Below are 13,157 nucleotides of genomic sequence, written 5' to 3'. Positions count from 1 at the left end.
GTGGTGGTCAGGAGTGCCGGAGCCGGAGGTTGCCCAGCGGATCGACGGTGGCCGACCAGCCGGGCGGCACGAGCACGGTGGTGTCGTCCTGCTCGATCACGGCCGGTCCCGCGAGGGTGTGTCCCGTGCGCAGCCCGTCGCGCCGGTGGACGTCCGCGGTGACGCGGTCCCCGGCGAGCAGGACGGTGCGGTGGCCGACGGGCGCGGGCGGCGGGTCGTCCGCGGCGGCCTCGGCGGGAACGGTGGCGAGATCGGGGCCCGCGGCGCTGATGGCGAGGCGGGCGGTGCCGAGCCGTACGGCGGCGGTGGCGTCGCGGAAGCCGTAGAGCCGCTCGTGCTCCTGGTGGAACGCCTCGGTGAGGGCGGCCAGGGTCGGCTCGCCGGACAGCTCCACGCGCAGCTCGTACGCCTGGCCGGTGTAGCTCATGTCGGCGGCCAGGGTGAGGACGGGCGGCGCGGTCTCCGGACCCTGTTCGGCGAGCCAGGTACGGGCGCGTTCCTCCAGTCCGGCGAGGATGTCGCGGAGCGCGGCGACGGTGGTGTCGTCGAGGTCGCGGCGCAGGCTGCGGGCGAAGTCGCGGCGCAGGTCGGCGCCGACCGCGCCGAGCGCGCAGAAGGTGGCGGCGGCGTGCGGGACGACGATCTCGCGGATGCCGACCTCCTCGGCGAGCACGGCCGCGTGGGTGGGGCCCGCGCCGCCGAACGGGACGAGGGTGAACTCGGCGGGGTCGAGGCCGCGTCCGGCGAGGGTCTTCTGGAGCTCCACGGCCATGCCCGCGGTGGCGACCCGCAGCGCGCCGTCGGCCGCCCGGTCCGCCGCCGCGCCGGGGTCGGCGGTGGCGAACCCGAGTTCGTCGCCGACCAGGCCCAGGGCGCGGGCGGCGGCGGGCGCGTCGAGGGTCATCCGGCCGCCGAGGAAGGTGGCGGGGTCGATGACGCCGGTGTGCAGATAGCAGTCGGTGACGGTGGGGCGGGTGCCGCCGCGGCCGTAGGCGACGGGCCCGGGGTCGGCGCCGGCGCTCGCGGGGCCGACCTTGAGGGCTCCGTACGTGTCGGCCCGTACGACCGAGCCGCCGCCCGCGCCGATGGCGTTGACCGCGACGACGGGCAGGATCAGCGGGAGTCCGCCGATGGTGGTGTGGGTGGCGAACTCCGGTTCGCCGTCGACGGCGACGGCGATGTCGCTGCTGGTGCCGCCCATGTCGAAGGTGACGAGCCGGCTGATCCCGGCGGCGCGGCCGAGCCGGGTCGCGGCGGTGACGCCGGCGGCCGGTCCCGAGAGCACGGTCTCGATGGGGCGCTCGGCGGCCGAACGCAGGCTGAGGGAGCCGCCGTTGGACCCGGCGATGTAGACGGGGGCGGTGACGCCGAGGCCGTCGAGGAGCGCTTCGAGCCGGTCGAAGTAGCGGCGCATCAGCGGCTGGATGTACACGTTGAGGCAGGTGACGAGGGCGCGTTCGAACTCGCGGACCTCTGGCCAGATCGCGGCCGACGAGGTGAGCGGCAGTTCGGGGACGAGCGCGGCGAGCCGCCGGGTGACCTCCGCCTCGAAGGCGGGGTCGGTGTGGCCGTGCAGGACGAGCACGGCGGCGGCCTCGGCGTCCGTGGCGCGCAGTTCCTCGGCGACCCTGGCCAGTTCGCGGTCGTCGGGGACGCGTACGGGGCGGCCGTCCGGGCCGAGCCGCGCGGGGATCTCCACGATCCGGTCCCGGGGGACGAGCGGTTCCTCCTTGGCGGCGTGCAGGTCGAAGGAGGACGGCATGCGGCTGCGGCCGATCTCCAGGATGTCCCGGTAGCCCTCGGTGACGACCAGGGCGATCCGGGCGCCGCGGCGCTGGATGATCGCGTTCAGCCCGATGGTGGTGCCGTGGGTGACGGCGGCGAGATCGGTGGGGCGCAGCCCGGCCCGGTCGAGGACGGCGGCGAGCCCGTCGGCGACGGCGCGCGCCGGATCGCCGGGGGTGCTGGGCTCCTTGTGGTGGAGCGGAGCGCTCCGCTCGCCGGGGACGGCGAGGACGAAGTCGGTGAACGTGCCGCCCACATCGATCCCGACGCGGGCGCGGGGGGCTGCGGCGGTGGGGTCAGCGGGCACGGTCTAGAGCACCTCCGAGAAGTTGGTGAACCGGTCGACGGCCACCAGGACGAGCACACTGACCAGCATCAGGAGCGTGGAGACGGCGGCCACCGACGGGTCGAGCTGGAACTGGACGGCCGAGAAGATACGGACCGGCACGGTGGTGGTGTTGGAGCCGGAGACCAGCGCGGAGACCGCGACCTCGCCGAGCGAGGTGACGGCGGCGAAGACCGCTCCGGCGAGGATGCCGGGGCGCAGCAGCGGCAGGGTGACGGTGAGGAAGGTACGGGCCCGCCCGGCGCCGAGCGTGGCCGCCGCGCGTTCCAGGGTCGGGTCGAGCGCCTGGGCGCTGACCATCACCGTACGGATGACGAAGGGCAGGGCGACCAGGGAGTGCGCCAGCCAGAGCCCGGGGAGGGTGTTGACCAGTCCGAGGCCCTGGAAGTAGTAGAGCAGGCCGAGACCGATGATGATCTCGGGGACCATCAGCGGCGCGAGGGCGAGCCCGGAGAGCAGGCCGCGGCCGGGGAAGTCGCCGCGGACCAGGCCGTACGCGGCGAGCGTGCCGATGGTCACGGTGGTGAGGACGACGAGCAGCACCAGGACCCCGCTGAGCCGGAAGGAGACCAGCCAGTCGGAGGAGGACAGCACCTCGGAGTACCAGCGCAGGGAGAGCCCGCTGGGCGGGAAGCTCAGGGAGCTGGTGGAGTTGAGGGAGCTGAGCGCCAGGACGGCGAGCGGCGCCAGCAGGAAGAGGAAGACGGCGACGGCGGGCAGCGCCACCGCGGTCCGCCCGGCGCGGCGCAGCAGCACGGAGCCCCGGCCCGCACCCTTCCCCCTCGGCGGACCCCCCTTCGTGGGCGCGGCGGTCCTCGCGCCACTCCGCGCGGACGGGGCGTCGGTGGCGGGGTGGTCGTGCGTACGGTCGACGGCCGGGTCAGCCATGGAGTCTCCGTTCCCAGAAGCGGAATCCGGTGCCGAGGGCGGAGACGCCCACCAGGGTCAGCAGGAGCAGCGTGAGGCTGAGCGCCGCCGCCACCGGGTAGTCGAAGACGCTGGTGATCTGGCTGTAGACGCGCAGCCCGGCGAGCGGCTGGTTGGCGCCGCCGACCAGCAGCGGGGTGATGTAGATGCCCATGGCCAGCGGGAAGACGACGGTGGCGCCCACCGTGATGCCGGGCAGGCTGAGCGGCAGCGTGACCTTCCAGAAGGTGCGTACGGGCCCGGCGCCCAGGCTCCGCGAGGCGCGGGCCAGATTGTCGTCGATGCCGCCCAGCGCGGTCGTCAGCGGCAGGATCGCGAACGGCAGCAGGACATGGGTGACGGAGACGACGACCACGACGTAGCTGGTCAGCAGCGGTGCGGGCTGGTCCAGGATGCCGAGGCCGACGAGGGTCCGGTTGACCACGCCGTTGGCGGAGAAGAGCACGACCCAGCCGTAGCTGCGGACGACCACGCTGGTGAGCAGCGGGGAGACGACCGCGACGAACAGCAGGGTGCGCACCACTCCCTTGCGGGCGCGGGCCAGCGCGTACGCGGCGGGGAAGCCGAGCAGCACGCACAGGACGGTGACCAGCAGCGAGGTGAACAGGCTCTGCCACAGGGACTCGGAGAAGAACGACTCGGTGAAGACCCTGCGGTACTGCGTGAACGAGTAGCCGTCGAGCGGGTAGCCGTTGGCGTCCGACGGATGGAAACTGAGCGCGAGGACCCGCACGAGCGGGACCACGAACAGGGCCAGCAGGAAGACCACGACCGGCGTGACGGGCAGCAGCCCGCGCAGCCGGCGCGGCGCGCGGGCGGCGGGCGCGCTCATCCGGGCGTCGCCTCCTTCTTCGTGGCGTCCCCGGCGACCGCCTCGGCCGCTCCCCCGGCCGCGGCGCCTCCCCCGGGGCCCTCCGCGGGCCCGAGGACGATGACGTCGGCGGCGGACCAGCCGAAGGTGACGCGCGCGCCGACGGCCGGGGGTTCCTCGGCCGTCCTGGCGTTGACCACGACGCCTTCGGCGACGACGATCTGCGCCTGCCACGCCTCACCGGTGAACGCCCGGTAGCCGACGATCCCGGAGCCGCGCTCGGCCGTGGCCGAAGCACCGGCGCCGCTGTCACTGTCGCTGTCGGCCTCGACGGCGCGGACCGTGACGCGTTCCGGGCGTACGGCGAGGGTGACCGTCTCCCCGTCGGGCAGCGTGGCCAGGCCGGAGTCCAGCCCGACCCCGCCCAGGTGGAGCGTCCCGTCGGGGGCGCCGGTGCCCTGAAGGATGTTGGCCGCGCCGATGAACTCGGCGACGAAGCGGGTCGCGGGCGTCCGGTACACCTCGGTGGGGGTACCGAGCTGTTCGACCCGGCCGCCGTTCATCACGGCGATCCGGTCCGAGAGCGACATCGCCTCTTCCTGGTCGTGCGTGACGAAGACCATGGTGATGCCGAGGCGCTGCTGGAGCTCCCGCAGCTCCACCCGCATCTCGCGGCGCAGCTTGGCGTCGAGGTTGGACAGCGGCTCGTCGAGCAGCAGCACCGCGGGCCGGGTGGCCAGCGCGCGGGCCACGGCGACGCGCTGCTGCTGGCCGCCGGAGAGCTGCTTCGGCCTGCGGTCCGCGTACGCCTCCAGGCCGACGAGGCGCAGCGCCTCGGCGACGCGTTCGTCCCGCTCGGCGCGCTCGGTGCGGCGCACCTTGAGTCCGTACGCGACGTTCCCGGCGACGGTCATGTGCGGGAAGAGGGCGTAGTTCTGGAAGACCAGCCCGAGCCCCCGGCGGTGCGTGGGGACGTCGGTGAGGTCGGTGCCGTCCAGGGTGATCCGGCCCGCGGTGGGGCGGACGAACCCCGCCAGGCTGTTGAGGAGGGTCGTCTTGCCGCAGCCGCTGGGGCCGAGGACGGACAGGAACTCGCCGCGCCGGATCGAGAGCCGGTCGACGTCGAGGATGCGCTGCCCCTCGTACCCGGCGGCCAGACCCTCGATGTCGATGTGCGCGGCGGTCCCGCCGCCGGTGTCGTGCCGCTTCCCGGTCACTTGAAGATCTGATTCCACCGCTGCTGCCATTCGTTCAGCTTGGGGGTCGCCGTCTTGTAGTCGACCCAGGTGAAGGTCTTGTAGACGGCCTCGCCGTACTTGACCTTGTCCTTGAAGCCGGGGCTGTAGTCGATGGTGTCGTTGCCCGCGCCGTAGAAGGTGCCCTCGGCGAAGGGCTTCTGGTGCTGGGCGGCGCTGAGGTAGTTCAGGAACGTGTAGGCGGCCTTGGTGTGCGCGCTGCCCTTGGGCACGTAGTACGAGGTCAGCGCGCCGACGGCGCCGGACGCGGGGTAGCTGAAGCCGATCGGCTGCCCCTCCTCGGCCATGGCGAAGGCACGGCCGTCCCAGAAGGGCACGATCCAGGCGTCGCCGTTCTGCAGGACGGTGGAGACGCTGCCCGCGTCCGCCGGGTACGCCGAGACGCAGCCCTTGAGCGCGGCGAGCTTCTTGAACGCCTTGTCGACGTCGGCGGGGTTGGAGAGCTTGCCGCCGTCCTGGGAGACCAGCGCGGAGAAAAACTCCAGGCCCGCGTTGTAGGTCAGCGGGGGCAGCGCGACATGGCCGCAGTACTTCTTGTCGAAGATGTCGGTCCAGTCCCGGGGCGCCTGCTTGATCTTGTCGGTGCGGTAGAGCAGACCGTTGGAGCCGGTGGTCAGCGGTACGCCGTAGGAGGAGCCGTCGACCGTGGACTGCTGGGTGAGCACCGGGTCGAGCTGCTTCCAGTTCTTCAGGTCGCCGGTCTTGAGCGGCTGGAGGAGACCGCCGCCGACCGCCTGGTGCAGGGAGCCGGGGGTGAGGGCGACGACGTCGAACGGCGCGTCCTTGCCGCCCGCGGCGCGGAGCTTGGTGAGCCAGGCCGAGTCGGCCCCGTACACGAGGTTCACCTTGATGCCGGTGTCCTTCTCGAAGGGTGCGACGAAGGACTTCTTGAAGAGCTCACCCCAGGGGCCGGCGAACGCGGTGACGGTGATCTGCTCCCCCTTGGCACCGGACCCGCCGTCTCCGGAGCCGCCGGTGTCGACACCGCAGCCGGCGACGGCGGCGAGGACGGTGACGGCCGAGGCGAGGGCGAGCAGGGAGCGTCGCCCGCGAGGGCGTGACAGGGCAGGTCTCATGAGGGAAGGGCTCCTCGGTGCGGGGTGGCGTCGTACGGCGCGCCGGCCCGTGGGTGATGGTTCGCCGGCCGCTCGTCGAGCGGGGGCCGCTGGACGGGGCACCATGACGACGCTCTGTGAGGCACCGCGTCCGCTGTCATCTCGTGCTCCCGTCCCAGGTACTGGACCTGGCTGACAGGTCCGCGCTTGCTCCCGGCACATCGGTGTGCGCGTGGAGCCGTGTCATCACCCGGGGCACCCCACCGCAGAAAGGAGGGTTGCCGCCCAGCAAGCCGGGGCTTGTCGCTGGGACTCGTGACATCGAGAAACGTAACACCCTGTGGCGGCGATCTGAAGACGAGGTGGATCACATGAACATCACACCTGGATCACAGAGCAGCGGATCAGGAAAGACTGATACTGGCCAGATGTGCCGCTCCCCCCGTGGTGGGCCCGAGTGAGGAGTGCTTCTTGACACGGCCCTGAGCCGTGCCGACCATGAAGCGATCTTCCCCGCCGTCCACCGACGCAGGAGCCGTTCGTCGTGTTGTCACTGCACGCCCATGACCTGCACGCTCCCCCGCCCGGACCGTCGGGCCACCTGTCGATGGGCAGCCCGGAGGGCGACGGCGACGGCGTCCACGGACCCCTGGTCCCCGACAGCCGCAGGATCCTGCGGGGCGGGGTCCCCTGGCTTCCGGTGATGGCGGAATTCCACTTCAGCCGCTATCCGGCCGCCGAGTGGCGCGAGGAGCTGCTGAAGATCCGGGCCGGCGGGGTGGACACCGTGGCCACCTACCTCTTCTGGAACCAGCACGAGGAGAGCCGCGGGACCTTCCGTTTCGACGGCGGCCGTGATCTGCGCCGCTTCGTCCTGCTCTGCGGCGGCCTCGGGCTATCCGTCGCCGTCCGTGTCGGCCCCTGGTCGCACGGTGAGTGCCGGGGCGGCGGCTTCCCGGACTGGCTCGACGGCGCCGGTTGCGTCCCGCGCACGGACGATCCGGCCTATCTGGCGCTCGTCGAGCGGTACTTCGCCCGGATAGGCCGGGAGCTGCGCGGCCTCTCGTACGACGAGGGCGGCCCCGTCATCGCCGTACAGATCGAGAACGAGCTGTACGACGCACCCGCGCATCTGGCGACGCTGCGCCGCGCCGCGGAGGCCGCGGGCATCGCCGCCCCCTTGTGGACGGCCACGGGGTGGGACGCCGCCGACCTCCCGCGCGATGTCCTGCTGCCGGTGTACGGCGGCTACCCGGAGGCGTTCTGGGCGGAGGCGCACGACGGGTGGGCGCGGGAGATGCGCCGGCACTACTTCTTCACCCCGGTCAGGGACGACCCCACCATCGGCGCCGATCTGCGCTCCGCGACGCGGGCGAGCCACGGGGCGCCGGACGACCGGCGCTACCCCTACCTCACCTGTGAGCTCGGCTCGGGCATGGCCGTCGCGTACCACCGGCGGCCCCTGGTGCGGACCGCGGACGTCTCCGCGCTGGCGCTGGCCAAGCTCGGCAGCGGCTCGGTCTGGCAGGGGTACTACCTGTACCACGGCTGTTCGCAGCGGCTGGATCTCGCGCTGCCCAACCAGGAGTCGCACGCCACCGGTTACCCCAACGACCTGCCGTCGGTCAGTTACGACTTCCAGGCGCCGCTGGGCGAGTTCGGGCAGGTGCGCCCCTCGTTCCACGCGCTGCGCGCGCAGCATCTGCTGATCCAGGACTCCGGGGCGCGGCTCGCGGACATGCCGCTGCGGCTGCCCGACACGTGTCCGGCCGGCCTCGACGACCGGTCCACGCTCCGCTGGGCGGTGCGCTCCAACGGTACGGAGGGCTTCCTCTTCGTCAACAACCACCAGCCCCACGAACCCCTTCCCGACCACCACGGGATCCGTTTCCGCGTCGAACTCGACGGCTGTACGCGACAGGTTCCGGCCACGCCGGTGACCGTGCCGTCCGGCGCGCACTTCGTGTGGCCGCTCGGGTACGAGGCGGGGCCGGGCGTACGGCTCGACTGGGTGAGCGCGCAGCCGCTGACCCGGCTGGAGATCGACGGGGTGGCGACCGCGGTGTTCGCCGCCACGGCGGGGATCGCCCCGCAGTTCCCGCTGCCCGCCGGGGCTTCGGTGTCGGCGTCGGCCGCGAGCGCCACGCGCGACGGCCGGACGGTGGTGGGGATCCCCGAGCCCGGGACGGACGCGGTGGTGACGGTCACCGGGCCCGGGACGGACGCGGTGGTGACCGTCACCGGGCCCGAGGGTCCTGTCCGGCTGCTCTTCCTCACCGAGGAGCAGGGGCGCCGTCTCCAGCGGGTCCGGATCTGGAACGCGGAGCGGCTGGTGCTCTGCGACGACGCCGTGCTGGCCGACGGGGGCGAACTGCGGGTCCCCACCGAGGCGGAGACCGTCTCCCTCTCCCTGGCGCCCGCGCCCGCCGCCGGGCTCCACACACCCGCGGACGGTAGGACGGGCCTCTCCGGGCCCCGCGCCGACGGCGTCTTCACCACCTGGACGGCATCGGTGGCCCAGGCCGGGGTCGGGGCCACCGCCGTCGCGTGCGTACGCGCCGAGGCCGTGGCGCCGCCCGCCCGTGAGGGCGGCCCGCACCGCCGCGCCTCGGCGCCGGTGGACGCCGACTTCGCGGAGGCGGCGGTCCACCGGATCGCCGTCCCCCGCGCGGCGTTCGACGAGGGCGGAGAGGTGCTGCTGCGGCTCACGTACACCGGCGACGTGGCCCGCGCCTACATCGACGGGCGCCTCGTCGCCGACCACTTCTGGTACGGCCCGGAGTGGGACATCGGGCTGCGCCGGCATGCCGCGGAGGCCGTCGAGCACGGCGTCGAGATCCGGGTGCTGCCCCTGGGCCGCGCCGACGGGGTGTACGTCGACGCGTCGGTACGGGACGGCCTGGCGGCGGCCAGGACCCGGGCGTCGGTGGACTCCGCGGCGTTCGTCCCGGTCCGCCGGGTCCGGCTGCGTACGGCGGAGGACCCGGCCGCCGGCTCCTGACCACGTGAGCGCGACGACGTGAGCGCGACTACTGGCGCACGACTACTGGGGCGCGTAGACGACGCCGAGCTTGTCGATCCCGTCCCCGGAGCGGCCGGTGAAGCCGACGATCCGCCACCCCGACGGCGCGGTGTAGGTCACCGCGTCCGAGGTGGCGGTGCCGGCGGCGAGGGTGCGGCCCCGGTCCGTCGTGAACGCGGCGGAGAAGATCCGCGTACGGCCGTCCTTCTGGCCCTGGGTCAGCTTGACCGAGGTGAGGTGTTCGCCCGTGGCCAGGGTGAGCGAGGAGGCGGTGCCGCCCGTACCGCCGTGGCTCAGCACCGTACCGCCGTCGAGGGTGAGGCCGACCGCGTCGAGCCGGGCTCCGCCGCGCAGGGTGAGGGTGCGGGGCGCGGGGGTGGCCGGAAGGGCGCGGGCGTCGTTGAACGCGGTGCCGTGCGGGCCGCCGAAGAAGTCGGAGGCACGGCGGTTCGCGGGCTGTGACCAGGTGAGGTCGACGGCGTGGGGGTAGTGGTCGGAGAGGTGCTTGCCCGCGCCGTCGAGAAACGCGCGCCACGCGTTGGTGTAGGTGGTGGCGTCGAGACCGACCAGTGGGCCGCTCCGGTAGAGGACCTTGTCGACGACCTCGCAGGTCTGCGTGGGCGCGACGGTGTCGCACACCAGCGCGTCGCTGCCGAGGGCAGGGGCGGAGCCGCCGCGTACCAGCTTCACCCAGGCGTCGGTGAGGCCGTTCTCGGAGACGAGGGTGCGGATGTTGTCGCCGGTGCGGGTGTAGCGGGTGTTGGTGTCGCCCATGACGACGACGGCGTTGCCCTCGCTGTACGTCCGGATGAAGGACGAGAGCTGGACGATGTTGGCGCGCCGGGCGGCCAGCGCGGCGTCCGTGGTGTCGGCGTTGGTGTGGACGTTGTAGAGGTCCACGAAGACGCCCTCGGCGAGCCGGACCCGGGCGAGCGAGAAGCCCTTGGGGGTGAGGCAGTCGGTGCCCGTGCAGTCGTTCCAGCGGACGCGCTCGAAGTCCTCGAAGGGGTGGTCGGAGAGGGTGTTGAGGCCGTCGCCGAAGGCGGCGCCGCCGCTGGTGGCGGTGCGGTACGGGTGGGTGTCGTTGGCGTACAGCGAGGCGTGGTAGTTGAAGTCCTCCTGGACGTTGACGATGTCGTACGGGCCCAGGCGCTGCCCGATGAGCGGAGTGTTGGTCTCGGGGTCGCTCTGGCCGAGGCCGAGCGGGAGCCCGGCGATGTTGTACGTGAGGACCTTCAGCGTGCCGGAGTCGGCCGCCGGGGCCGCGGCGGCCTGGGTCGCCGGGGTGACGGCGAGGCCGGTGAGCGCCAGCGCGCCGGCGGCGAGGACGCCGGCCAGTCTCCGTATCGGAGTACGCATGTGGGGGCCTTCCTGGGGGTGAGAAGGGTGCGGGGGCGAGAAAGGTACGGGTGCGCGAGGTACGGGCAACGGTCCTGCGGAGGGTCATCATGTACGGTCAAGTGGCCTGCCGCACAAGGGCAGTTGCCGATTCGGGTGTCCGGAGCCGCGGGGCGCGTCATCCCGCCGTACGGCGGCCGCCCACTGATCATCCCTGGATCGCCCACTGTTCATGTTTCACCCGGAACCTCTCTGTCACAACGGCAACAACCGGACACAGGAGCTTCCATGGGCCACGGGCACCACCACCCTCACTCGCACGCGCACTCCCACGCGCACGAAGCGAGCACGGCGCTGCCGCCCGCGCTCGACACCTCGGTGCCCGACGAAGCCCTCACCCCCGACCAGCTCTCCCGCCGCTCGATGCTCCGCAACACGGGGCTGCTGGGCGCCGGGCTCGCCGCGGGCAGTGTGGCGGGCGGCGCGGTGGCCGGCTCCCCCGCGTACGCCACGGGCCGGGGCGGACCGGGCGGCTCCCGTACGAACCGCAAGGGCGGCTTCCTGTGGCTGGCCGGTGACCACCACATCCACACGCAGTACAGCAGCGACGGCAAGTACCGGGTCGTCGACCAGGTGCGGCAGGGCGCCAAGCATGGCCTGGACTGGATGGTCATCACCGACCACGGCTCCGGGACACACGCCAAGATCGGTGTGGAGAAGGTCAACCCGGACATCAAGGAGGCCCGTGCCGCGTACGACGACACGCTGGTCTTCCAGGGGCTTGAGTGGAACATCCCGGCGGCCGAGCACGGCACGGTCTTCGTCCACCCGGGCCGGAACGAGGTCGCGGTCCTCAAGGAGTTCGAGACCTCCTTCGACGGCTCGGTGCGCGGCGCCGGTGACTCCACCCCGGCCAACGAGGCACTGGCCATCGCCGGCCTCTCGTTCCTCTCCGAGCAGGTCCAGCGGCGCAAGGTGCGGGACGCCCTGATGCTCGCCAACCACCCGTCGCGCAAGGGCATCGACTCCCCGCACGAGATCCGCGCCTGGCGTGACGCCACGTCCCGTAACCACCAGATCGCCGTCGGGTTCGAGGGTGCGCCGGGCCACCAGGCCGCGGGGATCGCGGCGCCGACCGGGATGGGCCGCGCGCGGGGGCTGTACGACGGCAGCCCGGGCGCGGGCTCCTTCGCCGGCTATCCGCTGGAGAGCTACCGCACCTGGGGCGGGTTCGACTGGATGACCGCCACGGTGGGCGGTCTGTGGGACAGCCTGCTCGCCGAGGGCAGGCCGTGGTGGATCACCGCCAACTCCGACTCGCACAACGTGTACGCGGACACGGCGAAGCGCGGCGGCCCCGACTCCGACTTCACGGCCAACGGCAAGCACACCGACCCGGTCTACCGGGGCGGGCTCGACCTCACCGAGGGCGACTTCTGGCCGGGCCAGTACAGCCGTACGCACGTGGGCTCCGACGGTTTCTCGTACGCGGCGGTCATGGACGGCATCCGCGCCGGGCGCGTCTGGGTCGACCACGGCGGTCTGATCAGCGGCCTCGACGCCCGGGTCGCGGGCGGCGGGCGCTGGGCCACGCTGGGCGGCGCCCTGCACGTACGGCGCGGCACGAACGTGACACTGACGGTCGACATCGCGCTCGCGGCCGGCGCGAACTGGGCGCAGTTCGTGCCGAAGCTGGCCCGGGTGGATGTGATCCAGGGCGATATGACGGGCGAGGTGAAGGACAAGGACACGTTCACCGCGCCGACCGCCAAGGTCGTCTCGTCGTACGACGTCGACAAGTCGACCGGCACCGTCCGGCTCACCTACTCCCTGGGACGGGTGGACCGGCCGCTCTACGTCCGGCTGCGCGGTACCGACGGCAACCGCTCCGCGGTCGGCGCGCGGGGTGCCTCCGTCGACCCCGCGGGGCCCGCGCTCGACGTCGTCGGCGACGCCGACCCGTGGCGCGACCTGTGGTTCTATTCCAATCCGATCTGGGTGCTGCCCGCATGACAGCGGCGACGGTGATCGGTGTCGACGCGGCCACGGCCGGTCTGGGCGACGCCGATCACCTGGCCCGGGCGCTCGCCGGTGAACTGGCCCTGCCGGACACCGCGTCGGTCGGTACGCACGCGGTGCGCGCCGGACGGCCGCACCTGGCGCTCTCGCTCACCCTGCCGGACGCGGCCACAGCCACCGAGGCGTGGTGGGCGCTGACCCGCCGTACGGAGCCGGAAGCGCTCGGGCTCGCCTTCGGTGAGCGGCGCCACGGCCCGGCGGAGCTGGCCGAGGGGGCGGCGCACGCGGTGGCCGAGCGGACGCTCCACGGCGCGGGCCGGGCGGTTCTCTTCCCCGGCGCGGGCGCGCTCACCGGCACGGTGGGTGTGGCCGAACTGCTCGCGGTGTCCGCCGTGGACGAGGTGGCGCTGCTCGGCGCGGCCGGGCCGCCGGACGGCGCGCGCCGGATCCTGACCCGGGACCATCTCCGGCCCGAGTGGCGGGAGGGGCGGCTGGTCCTGACGGTGATGGAGGCGGCGGGCGGGGTCCTGGTCCCCTTCGAGGTGCCGGACCCGACCCCCTGCTGCGCCGACCACTGAGGCGCCGGACGGACTGAGCA

Annotated in this window: 9 protein-coding genes and 1 riboswitch; of the genes, 3 read left to right on the top strand and 6 right to left on the bottom strand. The window is 73.1% G+C overall.

What is annotated here, in order from left to right; genetic code table 11:
- Positions 1 to 7: 7 nt before the first annotated feature.
- The 5 genes from ACIBJC_RS07205 to ACIBJC_RS07185 are packed head-to-tail and all read right to left on the bottom strand — an operon-like array spanning position 8 to position 6,201.
- Positions 8 to 2,092, bottom strand: a complete 2,085-nt coding sequence (locus ACIBJC_RS07205; protein WP_399289094.1) for a hydantoinase/oxoprolinase family protein — start codon at positions 2,090 to 2,092, stop codon at positions 8 to 10.
- A 3-nt stretch (positions 2,093 to 2,095) separates the two neighbouring features.
- Positions 2,096 to 3,019 carry an ABC transporter permease gene (locus ACIBJC_RS07200; RefSeq protein WP_399289092.1) on the bottom strand — a complete coding sequence of 308 codons (924 nt, stop codon included), beginning with the start codon at positions 3,017 to 3,019 and terminating at the stop codon, positions 2,096 to 2,098.
- Positions 3,012 to 3,890: an ABC transporter permease gene (locus tag ACIBJC_RS07195; protein WP_329825219.1), complete on the bottom strand. Its 879-nt coding sequence runs from the start codon at positions 3,888 to 3,890 to the stop codon at positions 3,012 to 3,014. Before ACIBJC_RS07195 ends, ACIBJC_RS07200 begins: the two co-directional genes overlap by 8 nt.
- Positions 3,887 to 5,116, bottom strand: a complete 1,230-nt coding sequence (locus ACIBJC_RS07190; protein WP_399289089.1) for an ABC transporter ATP-binding protein — start codon at positions 5,114 to 5,116, stop codon at positions 3,887 to 3,889. The genes ACIBJC_RS07195 and ACIBJC_RS07190 overlap by 4 nt, the downstream gene beginning before the upstream one ends.
- Positions 5,083 to 6,201, bottom strand: coding sequence for a PotD/PotF family extracellular solute-binding protein (locus tag ACIBJC_RS07185; RefSeq protein ID WP_399289087.1), 1,119 nt, complete (start codon positions 6,199 to 6,201; stop codon positions 5,083 to 5,085). Before ACIBJC_RS07185 ends, ACIBJC_RS07190 begins: the two co-directional genes overlap by 34 nt.
- Positions 6,202 to 6,378: 177 nt before the next feature.
- Positions 6,379 to 6,501, bottom strand: a riboswitch (SAM riboswitch).
- Between the two features lie 223 nt (positions 6,502 to 6,724).
- Between ACIBJC_RS07185 and ACIBJC_RS07180 the strand changes: the two genes are divergently transcribed.
- On the top strand, positions 6,725 to 9,181 hold the full coding sequence (locus ACIBJC_RS07180; protein WP_399289085.1) for a beta-galactosidase: 2,457 nt from the start codon (positions 6,725 to 6,727) through the stop codon (positions 9,179 to 9,181).
- 42 nt (positions 9,182 to 9,223) lie between these two features.
- Here the strand turns inward: ACIBJC_RS07180 and ACIBJC_RS07175 are convergent, their stop codons facing one another.
- Positions 9,224 to 10,549, bottom strand: a complete 1,326-nt coding sequence (locus tag ACIBJC_RS07175) for a jacalin-like lectin (protein ID WP_399289817.1) — start codon at positions 10,547 to 10,549, stop codon at positions 9,224 to 9,226.
- Between the two features lie 279 nt (positions 10,550 to 10,828).
- Between ACIBJC_RS07175 and ACIBJC_RS07170 the strand changes: the two genes are divergently transcribed.
- A complete protein-coding gene (locus ACIBJC_RS07170) occupies positions 10,829 to 12,553 on the top strand; it encodes a PHP domain-containing protein (protein WP_399289083.1) in 1,725 nt (574 codons plus the stop codon).
- Positions 12,550 to 13,137, top strand: coding sequence for a hypothetical protein (locus ACIBJC_RS07165; RefSeq protein WP_399289081.1), 588 nt, complete (start codon positions 12,550 to 12,552; stop codon positions 13,135 to 13,137). Before ACIBJC_RS07170 ends, ACIBJC_RS07165 begins: the two co-directional genes overlap by 4 nt.
- Positions 13,138 to 13,157: the final 20 nt, after the last annotated feature.

Origin of the sequence: Streptomyces sp. NPDC050509, from assembly GCF_044457965.1 — a bacterium.
Taxonomy (GTDB): Bacteria; Actinomycetota; Actinomycetes; order Streptomycetales; family Streptomycetaceae; genus Streptomyces.
The sequence above is the reverse complement of the archived record's forward strand: the minus strand, read 5'-3'. Positions and strand labels throughout refer to the sequence as shown.

Bases quoted from the DNA above. Each gene is read 5' to 3' on its own strand.
- ACIBJC_RS07200 (WP_399289092.1), bottom strand. From the start codon at position 3,019: ATGGCTGACCCGGCCGTCGACCGTACGCACGACCACCCCGCCACCGAC.
- ACIBJC_RS07195 (WP_329825219.1), bottom strand. From the start codon at position 3,890: ATGAGCGCGCCCGCCGCCCGCGCGCCGCGCCGGCTGCGCGGGCTGCTG.
- ACIBJC_RS07190 (WP_399289089.1), bottom strand. From the start codon at position 5,116: ATGGCAGCAGCGGTGGAATCAGATCTTCAAGTGACCGGGAAGCGGCAC.
- ACIBJC_RS07185 (WP_399289087.1), bottom strand. From the start codon at position 6,201: ATGAGACCTGCCCTGTCACGCCCTCGCGGGCGACGCTCCCTGCTCGCC.
- ACIBJC_RS07170 (WP_399289083.1), top strand. From the start codon at position 10,829: ATGGGCCACGGGCACCACCACCCTCACTCGCACGCGCACTCCCACGCG.
- ACIBJC_RS07165 (WP_399289081.1), top strand. From the start codon at position 12,550: ATGACAGCGGCGACGGTGATCGGTGTCGACGCGGCCACGGCCGGTCTG.